Consider the following 20,186-nt stretch of genomic DNA (forward strand, 5'->3'; position numbering starts at 1 on the left):
ATTTAACAAATTTAGCGAAATATGAATTAAATAAAAAAGTTTTACTGAAACGTTTTCGTTAAATCTTTAATAAAAAAATAAAAACATAACTAAAACGAACACAAGACATTTCAATAAACCATCAATTTACTTTTATATGTTTAATTTTCTAGATATTTAAAACAATAAAAACCACAACAAACTTATTTTTAAATAAATAACTATAATTGTAGTAATTTTACACTATGTAACAATACAATACAGATTTATTTTATGAAAATCATTTCAAAATGAAAATTCTAAAATCACATCTAGCTCTCTACTTTATTTTTGGAGCTTTGTATTTCCTTTCTACCTTAATAGATTGGGTTGTTGTTTCCTATTTTGCAAAGCCTTTATTTATAGGTGCCATTAGTTTTTATTATATAGAACAATGCAAAAAGCCTATTAATTACTACAATTTCACGATACTATTATTATTGTTTTTATCTGGAGTGATTAACTTACTTGAAGGCTATAGCTATTTTATGTATGTTTTATTTTTCAACTTCTTAGCCTACTCAATGCTCATTTACAAATTAATTAAAGAGTTGAGACAAAAGAAAATATATAAAATGGAAAAAGAGAATTACTTTTCCATTTTTCTAACTTCTCTATTTTCAATTTGCTTATTATATATTTCTTCATTTATTGTTTTTGATCGTTCTTCCGAATTTTATAAAGTCATTTTAGTTTATGGATTTGTATCGATATGCTTACTATTGTGTTCTACTTATCTATACTTAGCAAGACTCAATCAAAAAAACACTTACCTAATTATCTACGCATTAAGCACACTAGTCTGTGAAAATTTTTACGGTATTTATCATTATTATTATAAACTTTCGTTCTTCCGGTTTACAAGTATTGCGTGCTACATTGTTTCTTTTTATTTTTTAGTTCATTATTTTTTGAAAGAGAATGATAGTGAAACTGAAGTATAAAAAAATACCCGCTAATTTTAAAAACTAACGGGTATCATATAATCTAGAAGAGTTTATTTTACTTTAAAGGCATTTTTCCCAGGAAAATAAGCCACATCTCCCAATTCTTCTTCAATTCTTAATAATTGATTGTATTTTGCCATACGATCAGAACGAGAAGCAGAACCTGTTTTAATTTGCCCACAATTTAAAGCTACAGCTAAATCTGCAATTGTATTATCTTCAGTTTCTCCTGAACGGTGAGACATTACTGATGTATATCCTGCATTGTGAGCCATATTTACTGCCGCAATGGTTTCTGTTAGAGTACCAATTTGGTTTACTTTGATTAAAATCGAGTTTGCAATACCTTCGGAAATACCACGAGACAAACGCTCAACATTAGTAACGAATAAATCATCTCCTACTAACTGAACTCTGTTTCCAATTTTTTCAGTTAACAATTTCCAACCTGCCCAGTCATCTTCATACATTCCATCTTCGATAGAAATTATAGGATATTTAGTTGCTAATTCTGCAAGGTAATCTGCTTGTTCTGCAGAAGTCCTTACTTTTCCAGTAGCTCCTTCAAATTTTGTGTAATCGTATTTACCATCTACATAAAATTCAGAAGCTGCACAATCTAAAGCAATCATAATATCATCACCAAAAGTATAACCTGCTTTTTCAACCGCTAATTTGATTGAATCTAAAGCATCTTCTGTTCCTCCAGCTAAGTTTGGCGCAAAACCTCCTTCATCACCTACTGCAGTAGATAAATTTCTATCGTGTAATACTTTTTTTAAGTTATGGAAAATTTCTGTTCCCATTTGCATTGCATGAGTAAAAGAAGTTGCTTTAACTGGCATAATCATAAACTCTTGAAAAGCAATTGGAGCATCAGAGTGAGAACCACCATTGATGATATTCATCATTGGTAACGGCAAAGTATTTCCAGAAACACCACCTACGTAACGATATAAAGGCAAACCTAGTTCATTTGCAGCTGCTTTAGCTACAGCTAAAGAAACTCCTAAAATAGCATTAGCACCTAACTTTGATTTATTTGGAGTTCCATCTAAATCAATCATTACTTTATCAATAAGATTTTGCTCAAAAACCGAAGTACCTACTAAAGCTTCAGCAATAGTAGTGTTTACATTTTCAACCGCTTTTAAAACACCTTTACCCATGAAAGCTTTTCCGCCATCACGAAGCTCAACTGCCTCATGTTCACCAGTTGAAGCACCAGAAGGAACCGCTGCACGACCAAGAATACCATTATCTGTAACTACATCAACTTCAATAGTAGGATTACCTCTTGAATCAAGAATTTGTCTAGCGTGTACTTTTATAATAATGCTCATATTTTTAAAATTTTAATTTTATTTTGAATTAATAACAAATTTACCCAATCTTTTTTAAGATAAACTCATCAAAATAAAATTGTTATTAACGATAACGTTTTAGTTTTTAGAAGATTTTATATTTTCAATAAATTGATCAAATAGATAAGATGAATCGTGTGGCCCAGGACTAGCTTCTGGATGATATTGAACTGAAAAACAGTTTTTAGATTTCATTCGCATACCTGCAACTGTATCGTCATTTAAATGCAAATGTGTAATTTCTAATTCTGGATGTTTTTCTAATTCTTCTTTATTCACAGCAAAACCATGATTTTGAGAAGTTATTTCACCTTTTCCAGTCACCAAGTTTTTTACAGGATGATTTATCCCTCTGTGCCCATTAAACATTTTGTAAGTAGAAACACCATTTGCTAACGCAATCACCTGATGTCCTAAACAAATTCCAAATAATGGTTTATTTTCAGCTAAAATTTGACGCGCAACATCCTGCGCCCCAAACAATGGATCAGGATCACCAGGACCATTAGATAAAAAGAAACCATCAGGATTAAAGGACTTCATTTCTTCAAAAGTGGCATCATAAGGAAAAACCTTTATATAACAATCGCGTTTTGCTAGATTGCGTAAAATGTTCTTTTTAATCCCTAAATCTAATGCAGAAATTTTATAAGTTGCTGTTTCCTCACCAAAGAAATAAGACTCTTTTGTAGAAACCTTAGATGCTAATTCAAGTCCATTCATGTCTGGCGTTTCGGCCAATAGTTTTTTTAACTCTTCAACAGAAGTTCCATCTGTACAGATAACTGCATTTTGAGCACCATTATCACGAATATAAGAAACTAAAGCCCTTGTATCAACATCTGAAATACAAATTAAATTTTGCTTTTCGAAATAATCATACAAATTACTCTCAGAATCAGGTCTTGAATGAACCATAGAAAAGTTTTTACAAACCAATCCTGAAATCATAATTCTGTCTGATTCAACTTCTTCTGTATTGACACCATAATTACCAATATGAGCATTGGTAGTCACCATGATTTGTCCAAAGTAAGAGGGATCCGTAAAGATTTCTTGATAACCTGTTGTACCAGTATTAAAACATACCTCACCAAAGGTTTTACCTGTTATTCCAATAGATTTTCCGTGAAAAATTGTACCGTCCGCAAGTAGTAAAATAGCAGACTGTTTAGTTGTGTGTTGCATTGTTGTGTAAAGTTTGGCAAATTTATTCAAAAAAAATGGTCATTCCAAAAAAGATCATTTTTTGATCTTAAAAACAAATTATCTTTTCAAACTAAAATGGCCACTTTTAATAATTTCTTTTTGGCTGGAATCAATTAAAACTATTCTATACCAGTAATCGGTTGCTGGAAGTTTTTGATTTTGAAAAGTTCCATCCCAACCATTATAGTTTTGACTCAAATTCATGTTATATATACTCTTTCCATATCTATCAAAAATTTGAATATCAGCTCTAGAATAAAACTCATCTGTTAATTCAAAAATTCTCCAAAAATCATTTACACCATCTCCGTTTGGCGTGAAAAATTGCGGTATTTTGATCAAATGAATTTTTACTATTATTATCTTTTCACAATTATAAACATCTTTTATAAAAACATTATGAATTCCTGGCAAAACATTATCAAACATGTATGAATATCCTTCTCCAAAATAATTAATTCCATCAAGAGAAAACTCATAAATACTTTCACCCGTTACAGATATAAAAATTTGTCCATCATCCGCTAAAATATTATTTACAAAAGCTGTTTTAGCCTCTACAACTTTAAAGCCTTTTGATGCAGAGCATTGTAAGTCATTTTCAGTTCTATAAACTTTTAACGAATAATTACCTGCTTGTGCTAATTCAAAATACCTCGAGGTTGAAAGAATCACATCATTCTCATCTCTCCATTGCCAAATCTCATTAACCTCTCCTCCATCGAGAACAACTGTTGATTGCATAGTAGAATCACAAATAATATATTGACTTTCCAAATCTGGTTCAACATTTGAATTAACAATTACTTTAAAACTTGCTATTCCAAAACAATTATAATTTTCATCCTCTATTCGAATCCATAAATTTGTCGTTTCTCCTACATAAGAATTATTCAATACATTTATTTTTGTTTGAGCATCTTGATAACTTAAATAAAATTGTATTCTAAAATTACTTGGAAGATCCAACTGAGCTCTAATATTAATCTCTTTCAAATCGAGATTAAACTGACCCTCTGAATTATTAATTATTCCATCTGAATTTTCGCAAGTATAAATATCATCCAATTGAAACATCGCTGTAGAATAGTTATCTAAAAAAAAACTCCCAATAGTAATACATTTTGTAGCGCTTGTAATTCTAACAAAAACTTCCTCGTGAACTGAAGTACTTTCATACAATTCAGGATTTGATATTACATTCTCATTATTGATAGCATCAAAATAACTATTGTAAAAAGAGAAAGAATAATCAGAGTTTGCATCATCTGTAAAATCCTTAATATTATATAAATTAAAAATTACAGGAATTTCGTTATTTACAACACATTGAGATAAAACAGAATTTAATTCAAGATTTGGTAACGAATACACTTCTACATTTTTAAACAAAAAGAAATCCCTATTTTCAACAAAGACCTTTACTTTTATTTCATAACTTCCAGGAGCACTAAAGATATGATTTGGATTTAAATCTGATGAAAAAGTTCCATCGCCAAAATCCCACTGAACTGATAGCACATTCTCATATGTATCTAAATCAAAATTAAAAGCAGTATTCACGCAAGAATTCTCAGCAGAAATTATTCTATTTCTAAGACTTGATGCAATAAAAACTGGCAATCCCTTCTTAACAATCGAATTATTGTATTCAATGACACCTGGCTGAAAGTCACAATCGACCCCCTTTTTTTCAGGACTATTAATTACTGCAATACGATTTGAATTTTCTTGGACCACATAAATTTTACCATTACGGGCTAATTGTAAAGAAGATGGATTCTTGACATTAAAAATATAGTAATCAACTGGTTCAGGTCCTCCCATTTCAAAAAAAGGAAATTGAACTACATAATCATTTCCAGAATAATAAAAAATTTTCGAATCCTGAGAAAACTCAATACCATAAGGATCAAGAAATAAACCAAAAGCTGGTACAGTAGGTAAAGTAATATATCTATTAAAAGTTATAGCATTATTATCATAGTTATAAAAATAAACTTTCTGATTTGTCCTGTCTGCAAAAGCAACAAATTTTCCATCAGGAGAAATTTTCATTGCTCCAACTGCACCCAAACTTTCATTAATCACACTTATAACAGGATCTATATTGATTCCATTTTCTGAAATAACAAAAACATTAAATGCTGACTGAATAGAACTTGGAGAGTTACTAGAACCATTATTAGATTGAGTCATGCAAATCAATCTAATCGAATTAGTTTCAGGATGATGTATAGCTCCTATACGTGAATAAGAAGTGTTTGTAATTTTTATATTCTTAGAAACAACAACCCCCAAAGGAAAATCATTAGTAAATTTAATTTCCGAATAATAAACACCTTTAGAAAAAAAAATTGGGGAACTAGAATCAGATTCTCTAGTAGTAAAAATATAATAGGTATTAGAATCATTTGGTTTTGGTATAATAATAGATGTCTGAACACCTAAAACATCACCTGCCAATCCATCACCATTTGAAATAATTTGATGATTCATCCCCCAAACTGAACTACCATTTGTATAAAAAAGCAGATCACCATTAGCATCAGATATACTTGCACACCCTGCAGGAGTATTCATAGCCCCATCTTCTAATTTTAAAACTTCACCATTTGCAAAATTCAAACCAACATTTTTTCCAAAATACCAATTATTAGTTTCGTTTTGACAAAACAGATAATTTGCATTGAAAAGAAATAAAAAAAGAAGATATTTAAATAAAAAAAGTTTCAATTGAAAACGCTTTAGAAAATAACCTAGTAAAAACAAACTAATAGTTGAGGCAATTTACAAAATAATAGTTAGAGGATAAAAAATTAACAATAAGTTAAGACATCAACGAAGTATCAAAAAAGATTATATATAAAAAAGGATAAACAAATGTTTATCCTTTTTTATATTTATGAAGCAAGCATCATATTATTCAGCAGATTCAGAAGATTCTTCAGTAGCTGGAGTTTCTGGAGTAGCATCAGCTTTTTTAGCTTTAGCTCCACCACGACGGCTCTTCGCTTTCTTAACTTCTTTTTTACCACCGTTGTAGATTTCGTTAAAGTCTACTAATTCAATCATAGCCATATCAGCGTTATCTCCTAAACGATTACCTAACTTGATGATACGAGTGTATCCTCCAGGACGATCTCCAACTTTTGCAGCAACATCTCTGAACAAATCTGTTACAGCATATTTACTTTTTAAGTATGAGAAAACGATACGACGATTGTGAGTTGTATCCTCTTTCGATTTTGTAATAAGCGGCTCAACAAATTGTTTAAGTGCTTTTGCTTTAGCAACAGTAGTGTTAATACGCTTGTGCTCAATTAATGAACAAGCCATATTAGCTAACATAGCTTTTCTATGTCCAGCTTGTCTACTTAAATGATTTACTTTTTTTCCGTGTCTCATGACGTTTTTATTTAACCTTCATCTTGCTACTATCCTCTCTGGAGAGCAAAATATGAAGTAATTTATTCTTTATCTAACTTATATTTTGACAAGTCCATTCCGAAAGTTAAATTCTTATTGGCTACTAATTCATCAAGCTCAGTTAATGATTTTTTACCAAAGTTACGGAACTTCATTAAGTCATTTTTATTAAACGATACTAAATCGCCTAATGTATCAACTTCAGCTGCTTTTAAGCAATTTAAAGCTCTTACAGATAAATCCATATCCACAAGTTTAGTTTTTAACAACTGTCTCATGTGTAATGATTCTTCATCATAAGATTCTGTTTGAGCAATTTCATCAGCCTCCAAAGTAATTCTCTCATCTGAGAATAACATAAAGTGGTGAATTAATACTTTTGCAGCTTCAGTTAGAGCGTCTTTAGGATGGATAGATCCATCAGTTTTAATTTCAAAAACCAATTTTTCGTAATCCGTTTTTTGCTCTACACGGAAGTTTTCGATAGCATACTTCACGTTCTTTACTGGTGTAAAGATTGAATCTGTAAAGATTGTACCAATTGCAGCGTTTTGTTTTTTGTTCTCTTCTGCAGGCACATATCCTCTACCTTTCTCGATAGTAAGTTCCATATTAAGGTTTACTTTGCTATCAAGGTTACAAATTACTAACTCAGGGTTTAACACTTGAAATCCAGAAATGAATTTTTGGAAATCACCTGCAGTAACTTGATCTTTTCCTGTGATTGATATTGTCACAGCTTCGTTATCTATATCCTCAATTTGACGTTTGAAACGTACTTGTTTAAGGTTAAGGATAATTTCGGTAACATCTTCAACAACACCAGAAATAGTAGAGAATTCGTGATCCACACCTTCGATACGAACAGATGTGATAGCATATCCTTCCAATGCTGAAAGTAAAACTCTTCTAAGTGCGTTACCAACAGTCAATCCGTAACCTGGTTCAAGAGGTCTGAATTCGAATTTTCCTTCGAAGTCAGTAGAATCGATCATGATAACTTTATCGGGCTTTTGAAAATTAAATATTGCCATAAATTTTCGACTGATGTCAATTATTATTTGTTGTACAATTCGACGATAAGTTGCTCTTTGATGTTCTCAGTAATTTGGATTCTTTGAGGAACAGACACGAAAGTACCTTCTTTTGTATCATTATTCCAAGTAATCCACTCATATACGTGAGAAGATGCAGCTAAAGAACGTTCGATAGACTCTAATGATTTAGATTTTTCACGAACAGCAACTTTATCACCAGGTTTTAAATGGTAAGAAGGAACGTTAACCACTTCACCATTTACAGTAATATGTCTGTGAGTTACAATTTGACGTGCAGCTCTTCTAGACGGAGCGATACCCATTCTAAAAACTACGTTATCTAAACGAGCTTCACATAATTGTAAAAGGATTTCACCAGTTACACCTTTAGAAGCAGCAGCTTTTTCAAATAAGTTTCTGAATTGTTTTTCTAAAATACCGTAAGTATATTTAGCTTTTTGCTTTTCCATTAATTGGATTGCATATTCAGATTTTTTACCTCTCTTTTTAGCTAAACCATGTTGCCCAGGAGGGTAATTTCTTTTTTCGAAGGCTTTATCATCTCCGAAGATTGCTTCGCCAAACTTACGAGCAATTTTTGTTTTTGGACCAGTATATCTTGCCATTTTAAAAATTTTTAAGGTAGAGATTATGAATTCAGGTCAGTATCCTCCGATAATCTGTTTTCTACCTAGTTATACTTAAATAAATTAAACTCTACGTCTTTTTGGAGGACGACATCCATTGTGCGGAAGTGGAGTAACATCGATGATTTCTGTTACTTCGATTCCTGAATTATGAATAGATCTGATTGCAGATTCTCTTCCGTTTCCAGGACCTTTCACAAAAACTTTCACCTTTTTAAGTCCAGCTTCTAATGCTACTTTTGAACAGTCTTCAGCTGCCATTTGAGCTGCATAAGGAGTATTCTTTTTAGAACCTCTAAAGCCCATTTTACCAGCAGATGACCATGATACAACTTCACCTTTTTTGTTAGTTAACGAAATGATGATGTTGTTAAAAGTTGCACTAATATGCGCTTCTCCTGTCGACTCAACGATAACTTTACGTTTTTTTGTGCTTGTCTTAGCCATATTACTACTTATTATTTAGTTGCTTTTTTCTTGTTAGCAACAGTTTTTCTTTTACCTTTTCTAGTTCTAGAATTGTTTTTAGTTCTTTGTCCTCTTAATGGAAGACCAGCTCTATGACGGATTCCTCTGTAGCATCCGATATCCATTAAACGTTTGATGTTTAATGAAGTTTCAGAACGCAATTCACCTTCAATTTTGTAGTATGATACTGCGTCACGGATTGCTCCAATTTCGTCGTCATTCCAGTCTTGAACTTTTTTGTCTTGACTTACTTGAGCCTTTTCTAAGATCTCAATAGCTCTGCTTTTTCCAATTCCGAAGATATATGTCAAAGCGATAACTCCTCTTTTGTTTTTAGGTATATCTACCCCTGCTATTCTTGCCATAATTATCCTTGTCTTTGTTTAAATCTAGGATTCTTTTTGTTAATAACGTATAATCTTCCTTTTCTACGAACGATAATGCACTCGGCACTTCTCTTCTTTACTGATGCTCTTACTTTCATTTTAGTAGCTTTAGTATCTATAAGTAATTCTTGCTTTTGACAAATCGTATGGACTCATTTCTAGTTTCACTTTATCACCAGGTAATAACTTGATATAATGCATACGCATTTTTCCAGAAATGTGAGCAATTACGATATGCCCATTTTCTAATTCAACACGGAACATTGCATTTGACAATGCTTCAATAATTGATCCGTCTTGTTCTATTGCTGATTGTTTTGCCATATTAAGCTACTGCTTTTCTGTTTTTACCACTTTTCATCAAACCATCATAATGTTTATTTAACAAATATGAATTGATTTGCTGAACAGTATCGATTGCAACTCCAACCAAAATTAATAATGATGTACCTCCAAAAAACAATGCCCATTGTGTTTGAACTCCCATTGCAGTATGAACCATTGCTGGGAACACAGCAAGTAATGCAAGGAATAATGAACCAGGGAAAGTAATTAAAGACATCACTTTATCTAAAAAGTCAGCCGTTTCTACACCCGGCTTAACACCTGGTATAAATCCACCACTTCTTTTCAAATCGTCAGCCATCTTATTAGTAGGAACTGTAATTGCCGTATAAAAATAAGTAAATACTATAATTAACGTTGCAAATAACAGATTATACTCCCATCCAAATATATTTTGAAATCTTGCGCTAATAGATCTTGCTGTTTCTGAAGATGACAAACCTGCAACAGCTGCTGGTATAAACATAATTGCCTGAGCAAAGATGATAGGCATAACTCCAGATGCGTTTAATTTTAATGGTATAAATTGACGATTACCTCCCATTAAATCTTGCTCTAAATCCCCAGAAACTGAGCGACGAGCATACTGAACAGGAACTCTACGAACCGCCATAACCATTAATATACATGCAATGATTACTAATAGCCAAATAATAACTTCTAGTACAATTAACATTGGCCCTCCGTTATTATTACTAACTACTGAAGAGAATTCTTGAATAAATGCCTGAGGCATTCTAGCAACAATTCCAACAAGGATTAATAATGAAATACCGTTTCCAATACCTTTATCAGTAATTTTTTCTCCTAACCACATTGCAAAAATTGTTCCTGTAGTTAAAATAATTACTGAAGAGAATAAAAATCCGAATGAATTAAATCCTAACAAGAAAGCATCAGCTGGAAGTGTACGATAAAGATTATAAATATAACCAGGACCTTGTACTAATGTAATTCCAATTGTTAACCATCTTGTGATTTGATTCATCTTTTTTCTACCACTTTCTCCTTCGTTTTGTAGCTTTTGTAAATAAGGAATAGCAATTCCCATTAACTGTACTACAATTGAAGCAGAAATGTAAGGCATAATACCCAAAGCAAATACCGAAGCTTGAGAAAATGCTCCACCTGTAAATACATCAATTAACCAACCAATACCTTTGTCAGTTTGATTAGTTAATCCTTGCAATTTAGTAGCATCTATACCCGGTAACGTTACTTGAGCGCCAAAACGATAAACTAACAGAAATCCTAATGTAATTAGGATTCTGTTTTTTAGTTCCTCTATTTTCCAAACGTTTTGTAACGATTCAATAAATTTTTTCATCGTGTTCAGAAAATTATAATTCTATAGCTTCACCTCCAGCAGCTTCGATAGCGGCTTTCGCAGTAGCTGTGAATTTGTGTGCACTTACTTTTAATTTAGCTTTAAGCTCACCTCTACCTAAAATTTTAACAACTTCAGTTTTAGTAGCTAAACGGTTTTCTACTAATGTAGCAAAATCTACAGTATCAGTAGCATATCCGTTATCAACAAGAGCTTGTAAAGTATCTAGGTTCACACCTTGATATTCAACTCTATTGATATTTTTGAAACCAAATTTAGGTACACGTCTTTGAAGTGGCATTTGCCCTCCTTCAAAACCAATTTTTTTAGAATAACCAGAACGAGACTTAGCTCCTTTGTGACCACGTGCAGCAGTACCACCTTTTCCAGAACCTTCACCTCTACCTACTCTTTTGTTTTGGTTGTGTGTCGAACCTTCAGCTGGTTGTAAATTACTTAAATTCATAACAATATTAGTTATTAAGCTTCTTGTACAGAAACTAGGTGTTTAACTTTATTTACCATTCCAAGGATAGCAGGACTTGCATCGTGCTCAACAACTTGACCCATTTTACGTAAACCTAAAGACTCTAATACTCTTTTTTGGTTTACTGGACAGTTGATTTTGCTTCTTACTTGTTTTACTTTAATCTTTGCCATAATTTCCTTGAATTAACCTTTAAATACTTTCTCTAAAGAAACTCCTCTTTGCTTAGCAACAGTAACTGCGCTTCTCATTTGCAATAAAGCATCGAAAGTTGCTTTTACCACGTTGTGAGGATTTGAAGACCCTTGAGATTTAGACAATACATCGTGTACTCCTACTGATTCAAGTACGGCACGAACAGCACCACCAGCAATTACTCCGGTACCATGAGAAGCAGGCATTAAGAATACTCTTGCTCCACCAAATTTACCTTTTTGCTCGTGAGGTACTGAATGACCACTTAAAGGAATTCTAACTAAGTTTTTCTTTGCATCTTCTACCGCTTTTGCGATTGCTTCAGAAACATCTTTAGATTTTCCTAAACCGTGACCAACTACACCGTGCTCATCACCTACTACTACAATTGCAGAAAAACCGAAAGCTCTACCACCTTTTGTAACTTTAGTAACACGATTAACACTAACTAAACGATCTTTTAATTCAAGACCGCTTGGCTTTACTAGCTCTACGTTTTTATAATTATGATACATAATTTCTTAGAATTTTAATCCAGCGGCTCTAGCGCCTTCTGCTAATGATTGAACACGACCGTGGTATAAATATCCACCTCTATCAAATGTTACATTCTCGATACCTGCTTTTAAAGCTTTTTCTGCAACTAATTTACCAACTGCTGTAGCAATTTCAACTTTAGTTCCTTTTGCATCGATACCTTTCTCACGAGAAGAAGCGGCTAATAACGTAACACCGTTTACATCATCTATAAGCTGAGCATAGATTTCTTTGTTACTTCTGAATACAGATAAACGAGGTCTTGCAGCAGTTCCGCTTACAATCTTTCTAATTCTGTACTGTATTCTTTGTCTTCTATCAGATTTTGTTAATGACATAACCTTATTTTTTAAGCTGATTTACCTGCTTTTCTTCTTAATACTTCACCTACAAACTTAATACCTTTTCCTTTGTACGGCTCAGGCTTACGGAAAGAACGGATTTTAGCCGCAACTTGCCCTAATAATTGTTTGTCATAAGAAGTTAATTTTACGATAGGGTTTTTACCTTTTTCAGAAATTGTCTCTACAACAACCTCAGGCGCAACCTCTAAAACGATATTATGAGAATATCCTAATGCTAAATCAAGTTTGTTTCCTTGATTAGAAGCACGGTAACCAACTCCCACAAATTCTAATTCTTTAGTAAAACCAGTAGATACACCAGTAATCATATTATTGATTAAAGCTCTATACAAACCGTGTTGAGCTCTTTCTTCTTTGCTATCGGCAGCTCTTGTAACAAGAACTTGATTTTCTTCAACAGTTACAGTAACATTGTTTGTAAACTCTTGAGAAAGTTGCCCTAGTTTTCCTTTAACTGTAACAACAGCATCCTTAACTTCTACAGTTACGCCAGCTGGAATTGCAATTGGATTTTTACCTATTCTTGACATTTCTTATCTCTTTTTTAGTATACGTAACAAATTACCTCACCACCAACATTTAATTGCTTAGCTTGTTTTCCTGTCATAACTCCTTTAGAAGTTGACACGATAGCAATACCTAAACCATTCAAAATTCTTGGTAATTTAGTAGCACCTGCATACTTACGTAAACCTGGTTTACTAATTCTTTGAATATCTTTAATTACTGACTCTTTAGTATCTTTATCATACTTTAGAGCGATTTTGATAGTACCTTGAACAGTACTGTCTTCGAACTTGTAGCTAAGGATGTAACCTTGATCGAATAAGATTTTTGTGATTTCTTTTTTCAAGTTAGACGCTGGAATTTCTACCACTTTGTGGTTTGCTTTCACTGCATTTCTAACTCTCGTAAGATAATCCGCAATTGGATCTGTATACATTATAAACAAATTGTGGTTATGGTTTTCAACTCACCCTCAGTGAGTTGAACCTTTAACCTATTAAACTTTAATATTTTAAGTTTGCAAATATAATACTTTTTTGCAAACTACCAAGAAGCTTTTTTAACTCCTGGAATCAATCCACTGTTTGCCATCTCACGGAATGTTACACGTGAAATACCGAATTGACGCATATACCCTCTTGGTCTACCTGTTAATTTACAACGATTGTGTAAACGAACTGGTGAAGCATTTTTCGGTAATTTTTGTAATGCAGCGTAATCTCCAGCTTCTAATAAAGCTTTTCTTTTCTCTGCATATTTTTCTACCGTTTTTTGTCTTTTAACCTCACGGGCTTTCATTGATTCTTTAGCCATGTCTTAATTCTTTTTAAAAGGTAAACCTAATTCAGCTAATAATGATTTTGCTTCTTTATCTGTTTGTGCAGAAGTTACAAAAGTAATATCCATACCAGAAATTTTATTTACTTTATCAATATCAATTTCCGGGAAGATAATTTGCTCAAGAACTCCTAGGTTGTAATTACCTCTTCCGTCGAAACCTGAAGATTTAATTCCACCGAAGTCTCTTACACGTGGTAATGAAGCCGTAATTAAACGATCTAAGAATTCATACATTCTTTCACCACGTAAAGTTACTTTTGCACCAATTGGCATACCTTTTCTTAATTTGAAAGACGCAACGTCTTTTTTAGAAATAGTAGCTACTGCCTTTTGACCAGTAATTTTTGTCAACTCTTCTACAGCGTAATCGATAAGTTTTTTATCAGATACAGCTGCACCAACTCCTTTACTTAAAACGATTTTTTCCAATTTAGGAACTTGCATTACGTTTTTGTAACCGAATTCTGCTGTAAGAGCAGCAATTACTCTGCTCTTATATTCTTCTTTTAGTCTAGGTATATAAGTCATGACTATAATACTTGATTAGATTTTTTAGAAACTCTTACTTTCTTATCTCCTTCAACTTTAGAACCTACTCTAGTCGCAGACTTAGTTTTAGGGTCGATTAAAGCGATGTTAGAAATATGGATAGGAGCTTCTTTCTTAACGATTCCACCTTGAGGATTTTTAGCGCTTGGCTTTGTGTGTTTAGACACAAAGTTTACTCCCTCAACTACCGCTTTATTTTTCTCGCGAAGTACACGTAAAACTTTACCTTCAGCACCTTTATGGTCACCTGCAATAACTTTTACAGTATCTCCTGATTTTATTTTTAGCTTTATCATCGTAATTAATAATTAAAGCACTTCTGGTGCTAATGATACAATTTTCATGAATTGTTTTTCACGAAGTTCTCTAGCTACAGGACCAAATACACGTGTTCCTCTCATCTCACCTGCTGCATTTAATAATACACAAGCGTTATCATCGAAACGGATGTAAGATCCATCAGCTCTTCTTACTTCTTTTTTAGTTCTCACAACAACTGCAGTTGAAACAGCACCTTTTTTTACGTTTCCGTTAGGTGTTGCATCTTTGATAGCTACTACAATTTTGTCACCAACTGAGGCATAACGTCTTTTCGTTCCACCTAAAACACGGATAGTTAAAACTTCTTTAGCTCCCGTATTATCTGCTACTTTTAGTCTTGATTCCTGTTGTACCATAATTATTTAGCTCTTTCAATGATTTCAACTAATCTCCAACATTTTGATTTTGATAAAGGTCTTGTTTCCATGATCTTTACTGTATCACCAATGTTACAGTCGTTTGTTTCGTCGTGTGCAACATATTTCTTAGTTTTTAACACGAACTTACCATATAATGGGTGTTTAACTCTTGTTACTTGAGAAACAACAATAGACTTATCCATTTTGTTTGATGTAACAACACCAATTCTTTCTTTTCTTAAATTTCTTTTTTCCATCTTTTCAGCTGAATATTATTGAAGCTCTCTTTTAGTTAATTCAGTTGCAATTCTTGCTACTGAACGTCTAATACTTCTAATTTGAAGTGGATTCTCGATTGGAGAAATAGCATGAGCAATTTTTAGGTCGGCATAAGTCTTTTTTAATTGAACTAGCTTCTCTTGTAACTCAGCTGCAGATAGATTTTTAATTTCTGATTGTTTCATAATCTTATTTATTATGCTTCGAAATCTCTAGCAACGACGAATTTAGTTTTTACTGGTAATTTTTGTGCTGCAAGACGTAAAGCCTCTTTGGCAACAGCTAGTGGAACACCACCTACCTCAAACATAATTCTTCCTGGTTTAACAACAGCAGCCCAGTATTCAACTGCACCTTTACCTTTACCCATACGTACCTCAAGAGGTTTCTTTGTAATTGGCTTATCTGGGAAAATTTTAATCCATAATTGACCTTCACGTTTCATATAACGAGTAGCTGCGATACGAGCTGCCTCGATTTGACGAGACGTTAAGAAAGCACCATCTTCATGTACAGATTTAATTCCAAACATTCCATTTGAAAGTTCGTGACCTCTATTAGAGTTCCCTTTCATTCTACCTTTTTGTACCTTACGGTATTTTGTTCTTTTAGGCTGTAACATTTTTCTTTAATTTAAAAATTACTTTCTTTTACGAGCTCCTTGTTTACCGTTTGATTTTCCACCACGTGGAGCATCACCACCTTTACCAGCTGCAGCTTTTTTATCCATACCTACAAGTGGAGAAAGATCTCTTTTTCCGTAAACTTCACCTTTCATGATCCAAACCTTAACACCCATTCTACCGTAAGTAGTGTGAGCTTCAGCTAAAGCATAATCGATGTCTGCTCTGAAAGTTGATAGAGGAATACGTCCTTCTTTGAAACTTTCTGAACGTGCCATTTCAGCACCGTTTAAACGACCAGAAATCATAACTTTGATTCCTTCTGCATTCATTCTCATAGATGCAGCGATTGCCATTTTGATAGCTCTTCTGTATGAAATACGGCTTTCAATTTGACGACAGATACTATTTGCAACTAAATAAGCATCTAATTCAGGTCTTTTAATTTCAAAGATGTTGATTTGAACCTCTTTGTCAGTAATTTTCTTAAGTTCTTCTTTTAACTTGTCTACCTCTTGTCCACCTTTTCCGATAATGATACCAGGTCTAGCAGTAGTGATAGTAACGGTTACAAGTTTCAAAGTTCTCTCGATGATTACTTTAGATACACTAGCTTTTGATAAACGAGCATGAATGTACTTTCTGATTTTGTAGTCTTCGGCGATTTTATCACCGTAGTCATTACCACCATACCAGTTAGAATCCCATCCTCTGATGATACCAAGGCGATTTCCGATTGGATTTGTCTTTTGTCCCATCTTTATTAATTGCTTTGTGTGTTATTAATAGCTCCTAAAACGATTGTTACGTGATTTGAGCGTTTTCTAATTCTGTGTGCACGACCTTGTGGAGCTGGACGAAGTCTTTTTAACATCATACCACCATCAACTTTGATCTCTTTTACGAATAAGCCTGCTTCAGCTACATTACCTTCACTATTTTTTTGCTCCCAGTTATTGATTGCAGATAATAATAGTTTCTCTAATTTTCTTGAAGCTTCTTTTTGACTAAATCTTAATATATTTAGTGCATTCTCAACTTTCTGACCTCTTACCAAGTCTGCTACTAAGCGCATTTTTCTAGGTGAAGTAGGGCAGTTATTCAATTTAGCAAATGCTAAAGACTTGTTAGCCTCTTTTCTTGCTTCTGCCGTTTCTCTTTTACGAACTCCCATGTCTTCTTTTATTTTTTACCTTTATTTTTAGCTCCAGCGTGACCTCTAAAAGATCTTGTTGGTGAAAATTCACCTAACTTGTGTCCTACCATGTTTTCAGTAACGTATACTGGAACAAATTGACGACCGTTGTGAACTGCTATTGTTTGTCCTACGAAATCAGGAGTAATCATTGAAGCTCTAGACCAAGTCTTAACAACTCCTTTGTTTCCACCTTCGATATTTTCTTGTACTTTCTTCTCTAATTTATAGTGTACGAAAGGTCCTTTTTTTAATGAACGTGCCATATCTTATTATTTCTTTCTACGTTCTACAATATACTTGTTGCTCGGGTTTTGTTTAGCACGGGTTCTGTAACCTTTAGCTGGTAAACCTTTTCTTGAACGTGGGTGACCTCCAGATGAACGTCCTTCACCACCTCCCATAGGGTGATCAACTGGGTTCATCGCTACTGGTCTCGTTCTAGGTCTTCTACCTAACCATCTAGATCTACCTGCTTTACCAGAAACGATTAACTGGTGATCTGAGTTAGATACTGCACCAATTGTTGCAGAACAAGTTAACAAAATAAGTCTAGTTTCTCCAGAAGGCATTTTGATAGTAGCATATTTACCATCACGAGCCATTAACTGTGCGAATGTACCAGCTGAACGAGCGATAACCGCACCTTGACCTGGACGTAATTCGATACAAGAAATAACTGTACCTAGAGGAATTTTACTTAATGGTAAAGTGTTACCAATTTCTGGAGCTGCATCAGCACCTGATACCACTTTTTGACCTACTTGTAAACCATTTTGAGCAATGATATACGTTTTAGCACCATCTGCATAAGCTAATAATGCGATAAAAGCAGTTCTGTTTGGATCATACTCAATTGATTTCACTGTAGCTGGAATTCCATCTTTAGTTCTTTTGAAATCAATGATACGATATCTTTGTTTGTGACCACCGCCTGTATAACGCATGGTCATTTTTCCTTGACTATTTCTACCTCCTGAGTTTTTTTTCGATGCGATTAATGAACGCTCCGGCTTATCAGTTGTAATGGCGTCAAAACCATTAACAACTCTAAAACGCTGACCCGGGGTAATAGGTTTTAATTTTCTTACTGACATCTTTTTTTACTTAGATATTGTTGTAAAAATCTATTGTTTCTCCTTCTTGTACTTGAACAATTGCTTTTTTGTAAGCATTAGTTTTTCCAGTAATCATTCCACTTTTTGTATATTTAGTTGAACGATCTGGACGTACATTCATTGTATTTACTTCTACAACAGTAACTCCATAAGCAGCTTCAACAGCTTTCTTAATTTGCACTTTGTTAGCTTTTTTATCTACAACGAAACCAAAGCGATTGAATACTTCACCGTCTTTAGTTATTTTTTCTGTAACGATAGGTTTAATAATGATACTCATGGCCTATTATTTGCTTAAATTTTCTTCAATTCCTTCTAAAGATCCCTCTAAAAGAACTAAATTATTTGCGTTTAATATCGCATAAGTACTTAATTCTGAATTAGTTACAACAGAAGACCCCTTCAAATTACGAGATGACAAATATACATTTTTATTTGTATCACCTAAAACGAATAAAGATTTTTTGTTTTCTAATCCTAACGCTTTCAATACGTTAGTGAAATTTTTAGTACTTGGAGCTTCAAATGTGAAGTCTTCTACTACGATTAAATTTGATTCTTGTGCTTTGATTGAGAAAGCTGATTTACGAGCTAATCTTTTTAAAGCTTTATTCAATTTGAAAGAATAACTTCTTGGTCTTGGACCGAAAATTGTTCCTCCTCCTTTGAATACAGGAGATTTAGCACTACCTGCACGAGCTGTACCAGTACCTTTTTGCTTTTTAATTTTGCGAGTACTACCTGCAACTTCAGCTCTTTCCTTAGCTTTGTGCGTACCTTGTCTTTGGTTAGCAAGATATTGCTTAACATCTAAGTAAACAGCGTGTTTGTTAGGCTCAATTGCGAAAACTGAATCAGAAAGTTGAACTTTTCTTCCAGTTTCTTTTCCGTTGATATCTAAAACTTTTACTTCCATTACTTCTGAACGATTACATAAGAGTCTTTGTGACCAGGAACACATCCTTTAACAACAAGTAGGTTCTTTTCAGCAACTACTTTTAAAACTCTAAGATTTTGTACTTTTACATTATCTCCACCCATTCTTCCAGCCATACGCATTCCTTTGAATACTCTAGATGGATAAGATGAAGCTCCTACAGAACCTGGCGCTCTTAAACGGTTGTGCTGACCATGAGTAGCTTGTCCAACACCACCAAAACCGTGACGTTTTACAACACCTTGGAAACCTTTACCTTTAGAAACACCTTGAACATCTACAAACTCCCCTTCAGAGAATAGATCTACAGTGATAACATCACCTAATTTGTGCTCGTTTTCAAATCCTTGGAACTCAACAACTTTCTTCTTAGCAACTGTACCAGCTTTTTTGAAGTGACCTTCAGCAGCTTTAGTAGTGTGCTTTTCAGTTTTGTCATCGAAACCAAGCTGAAGAGCCTCATACCCGTCAACCTCATTGGTTCTGACTTGGGTAACTACGCAAGGACCCACTTCAATAACAGTACAAGGAATATTTTTCCCGTTCTCATCAAAGATGCTAGTCATTCCGATTTTCTTTCCGATTAACCCAGACATATTAAACTAATTATTAATTATTTATAAAATTTTTAATTTTGAGTGTGCAAAAGTAGGCATTATGTTTTGAATATCAAAACATAATGCCTAAATATTTACTT

32 protein-coding genes are annotated in these 20,186 nt (G+C 33.5%); 1 reads left to right on the forward strand and 31 read right to left on the reverse strand.

Going from position 1 to position 20,186, the window contains the following annotated elements; genetic code table 11:
* The first annotated feature begins 269 nt into the window (after positions 1-269).
* Positions 270-962 carry a hypothetical protein gene (locus BUC09_RS14700; RefSeq protein WP_143161918.1) on the forward strand — a complete coding sequence of 231 codons (693 nt, stop codon included), beginning with the start codon at positions 270-272 and terminating at the stop codon, positions 960-962.
* 53 nt (positions 963-1,015) lie between these two features.
* On the opposite strand, the gene eno is transcribed toward BUC09_RS14700, so the two are convergent.
* The 31 genes from eno to rplC all read right to left on the reverse strand — a co-directional run bounded on the left by eno (position 1,016) and on the right by rplC (position 20,085).
* Positions 1,016-2,308 (reverse strand): phosphopyruvate hydratase, encoded by a 1,293-nt coding sequence (gene eno / locus BUC09_RS11240; protein WP_073311670.1) that lies wholly within the window; start codon positions 2,306-2,308, stop codon positions 1,016-1,018.
* Between the two features lie 99 nt (positions 2,309-2,407).
* Complete coding sequence (gene carA / locus BUC09_RS11245; protein WP_073311672.1) at positions 2,408-3,517, reverse strand: glutamine-hydrolyzing carbamoyl-phosphate synthase small subunit; 1,110 nt, start codon at positions 3,515-3,517, stop codon at positions 2,408-2,410.
* Positions 3,518-3,595: 78 nt separating this feature from the next.
* Complete coding sequence (locus BUC09_RS11250; RefSeq protein WP_234972579.1) at positions 3,596-6,166, reverse strand: T9SS type B sorting domain-containing protein; 2,571 nt, start codon at positions 6,164-6,166, stop codon at positions 3,596-3,598.
* Positions 6,167-6,460: 294 nt separating this feature from the next.
* A complete protein-coding gene (rplQ, locus tag BUC09_RS11255) occupies positions 6,461-6,946 on the reverse strand; it encodes a 50S ribosomal protein L17 (RefSeq protein ID WP_073311676.1) in 486 nt (161 codons plus the stop codon).
* Positions 6,947-7,008: 62 nt separating this feature from the next.
* A complete protein-coding gene (locus BUC09_RS11260) occupies positions 7,009-8,001 on the reverse strand; it encodes a DNA-directed RNA polymerase subunit alpha (protein WP_073311678.1) in 993 nt (330 codons plus the stop codon).
* Between the two features lie 23 nt (positions 8,002-8,024).
* Positions 8,025-8,630: a 30S ribosomal protein S4 gene (rpsD, locus tag BUC09_RS11265; RefSeq protein WP_073311680.1), complete on the reverse strand. Its 606-nt coding sequence runs from the start codon at positions 8,628-8,630 to the stop codon at positions 8,025-8,027.
* Positions 8,631-8,714: 84 nt separating this feature from the next.
* Positions 8,715-9,098 (reverse strand): 30S ribosomal protein S11, encoded by a 384-nt coding sequence (gene rpsK / locus BUC09_RS11270; protein ID WP_073311682.1) that lies wholly within the window; start codon positions 9,096-9,098, stop codon positions 8,715-8,717.
* A gap of 11 nt (positions 9,099-9,109) precedes the next feature.
* Entirely contained in the window at positions 9,110-9,484 is a 375-nt protein-coding gene (gene rpsM, locus BUC09_RS11275) for a 30S ribosomal protein S13 (protein WP_073311683.1), read from the reverse strand.
* A 2-nt stretch (positions 9,485-9,486) separates the two neighbouring features.
* Positions 9,487-9,603, reverse strand: coding sequence for a type B 50S ribosomal protein L36 (gene ykgO / locus BUC09_RS11280; protein ID WP_002987490.1), 117 nt, complete (start codon positions 9,601-9,603; stop codon positions 9,487-9,489).
* A gap of 10 nt (positions 9,604-9,613) precedes the next feature.
* A complete protein-coding gene (gene infA, locus BUC09_RS11285; RefSeq protein ID WP_007136545.1) occupies positions 9,614-9,829 on the reverse strand; it encodes a translation initiation factor IF-1 in 216 nt (71 codons plus the stop codon).
* A gap of 1 nt (position 9,830) precedes the next feature.
* Positions 9,831-11,177: a preprotein translocase subunit SecY gene (gene secY / locus BUC09_RS11290; protein ID WP_073311684.1), complete on the reverse strand. Its 1,347-nt coding sequence runs from the start codon at positions 11,175-11,177 to the stop codon at positions 9,831-9,833.
* A 13-nt stretch (positions 11,178-11,190) separates the two neighbouring features.
* On the reverse strand, positions 11,191-11,643 hold the full coding sequence (rplO, locus tag BUC09_RS11295; RefSeq protein ID WP_073311685.1) for a 50S ribosomal protein L15: 453 nt from the start codon (positions 11,641-11,643) through the stop codon (positions 11,191-11,193).
* Between the two features lie 14 nt (positions 11,644-11,657).
* Complete coding sequence (rpmD, locus tag BUC09_RS11300) at positions 11,658-11,837, reverse strand: 50S ribosomal protein L30 (protein ID WP_073311687.1); 180 nt, start codon at positions 11,835-11,837, stop codon at positions 11,658-11,660.
* Positions 11,838-11,849: 12 nt separating this feature from the next.
* Entirely contained in the window at positions 11,850-12,374 is a 525-nt protein-coding gene (gene rpsE / locus BUC09_RS11305) for a 30S ribosomal protein S5 (protein WP_073311689.1), read from the reverse strand.
* Between the two features lie 6 nt (positions 12,375-12,380).
* Complete coding sequence (gene rplR / locus BUC09_RS11310; protein ID WP_073311691.1) at positions 12,381-12,734, reverse strand: 50S ribosomal protein L18; 354 nt, start codon at positions 12,732-12,734, stop codon at positions 12,381-12,383.
* Between the two features lie 11 nt (positions 12,735-12,745).
* A complete protein-coding gene (gene rplF, locus BUC09_RS11315; protein ID WP_073311693.1) occupies positions 12,746-13,291 on the reverse strand; it encodes a 50S ribosomal protein L6 in 546 nt (181 codons plus the stop codon).
* A 14-nt stretch (positions 13,292-13,305) separates the two neighbouring features.
* Complete coding sequence (rpsH, locus tag BUC09_RS11320; protein ID WP_073311695.1) at positions 13,306-13,704, reverse strand: 30S ribosomal protein S8; 399 nt, start codon at positions 13,702-13,704, stop codon at positions 13,306-13,308.
* 107 nt (positions 13,705-13,811) lie between these two features.
* Positions 13,812-14,081, reverse strand: coding sequence for a 30S ribosomal protein S14 (rpsN, locus tag BUC09_RS11325; RefSeq protein WP_073311697.1), 270 nt, complete (start codon positions 14,079-14,081; stop codon positions 13,812-13,814).
* A 3-nt stretch (positions 14,082-14,084) separates the two neighbouring features.
* Positions 14,085-14,636: a 50S ribosomal protein L5 gene (gene rplE, locus BUC09_RS11330; protein WP_073311699.1), complete on the reverse strand. Its 552-nt coding sequence runs from the start codon at positions 14,634-14,636 to the stop codon at positions 14,085-14,087.
* A 2-nt stretch (positions 14,637-14,638) separates the two neighbouring features.
* Positions 14,639-14,953 carry a 50S ribosomal protein L24 gene (gene rplX / locus BUC09_RS11335; RefSeq protein ID WP_073311701.1) on the reverse strand — a complete coding sequence of 105 codons (315 nt, stop codon included), beginning with the start codon at positions 14,951-14,953 and terminating at the stop codon, positions 14,639-14,641.
* A gap of 12 nt (positions 14,954-14,965) precedes the next feature.
* Positions 14,966-15,334: a 50S ribosomal protein L14 gene (gene rplN, locus BUC09_RS11340; RefSeq protein WP_014166275.1), complete on the reverse strand. Its 369-nt coding sequence runs from the start codon at positions 15,332-15,334 to the stop codon at positions 14,966-14,968.
* Between the two features lie 2 nt (positions 15,335-15,336).
* Positions 15,337-15,594 (reverse strand): 30S ribosomal protein S17, encoded by a 258-nt coding sequence (rpsQ, locus tag BUC09_RS11345; protein ID WP_073311703.1) that lies wholly within the window; start codon positions 15,592-15,594, stop codon positions 15,337-15,339.
* 15 nt (positions 15,595-15,609) lie between these two features.
* Positions 15,610-15,801, reverse strand: coding sequence for a 50S ribosomal protein L29 (gene rpmC, locus BUC09_RS11350; RefSeq protein ID WP_060383160.1), 192 nt, complete (start codon positions 15,799-15,801; stop codon positions 15,610-15,612).
* 11 nt (positions 15,802-15,812) lie between these two features.
* A complete protein-coding gene (rplP, locus tag BUC09_RS11355) occupies positions 15,813-16,238 on the reverse strand; it encodes a 50S ribosomal protein L16 (protein ID WP_073311705.1) in 426 nt (141 codons plus the stop codon).
* Positions 16,239-16,256: 18 nt separating this feature from the next.
* Positions 16,257-16,997 (reverse strand): 30S ribosomal protein S3, encoded by a 741-nt coding sequence (rpsC, locus tag BUC09_RS11360; RefSeq protein ID WP_073311707.1) that lies wholly within the window; start codon positions 16,995-16,997, stop codon positions 16,257-16,259.
* 5 nt (positions 16,998-17,002) lie between these two features.
* Positions 17,003-17,413 (reverse strand): 50S ribosomal protein L22, encoded by a 411-nt coding sequence (rplV, locus tag BUC09_RS11365; protein WP_073311708.1) that lies wholly within the window; start codon positions 17,411-17,413, stop codon positions 17,003-17,005.
* Between the two features lie 8 nt (positions 17,414-17,421).
* The gene (rpsS, locus tag BUC09_RS11370; RefSeq protein WP_073311710.1) at positions 17,422-17,700 is read right to left on the reverse strand and encodes a 30S ribosomal protein S19; all 279 of its coding nucleotides are present in this window, start codon (positions 17,698-17,700) and stop codon (positions 17,422-17,424) included.
* Positions 17,701-17,706: 6 nt separating this feature from the next.
* Positions 17,707-18,531 (reverse strand): 50S ribosomal protein L2, encoded by an 825-nt coding sequence (gene rplB, locus BUC09_RS11375; RefSeq protein WP_073311712.1) that lies wholly within the window; start codon positions 18,529-18,531, stop codon positions 17,707-17,709.
* A gap of 10 nt (positions 18,532-18,541) precedes the next feature.
* Positions 18,542-18,832 carry a 50S ribosomal protein L23 gene (gene rplW, locus BUC09_RS11380; protein ID WP_073311714.1) on the reverse strand — a complete coding sequence of 97 codons (291 nt, stop codon included), beginning with the start codon at positions 18,830-18,832 and terminating at the stop codon, positions 18,542-18,544.
* Positions 18,833-18,838: 6 nt separating this feature from the next.
* Positions 18,839-19,468 carry a 50S ribosomal protein L4 gene (gene rplD / locus BUC09_RS11385; protein ID WP_073311716.1) on the reverse strand — a complete coding sequence of 210 codons (630 nt, stop codon included), beginning with the start codon at positions 19,466-19,468 and terminating at the stop codon, positions 18,839-18,841.
* On the reverse strand, positions 19,468-20,085 hold the full coding sequence (gene rplC / locus BUC09_RS11390; protein ID WP_073311718.1) for a 50S ribosomal protein L3: 618 nt from the start codon (positions 20,083-20,085) through the stop codon (positions 19,468-19,470). Before rplC ends, rplD begins: the two co-directional genes overlap by 1 nt.
* Between the last annotated feature and the right edge of the window lie 101 nt (positions 20,086-20,186).

This window comes from Flavobacterium terrae, from assembly GCF_900142035.1.
GTDB classification, from domain to species: Bacteria; Bacteroidota; Bacteroidia; order Flavobacteriales; family Flavobacteriaceae; genus Flavobacterium; species Flavobacterium terrae.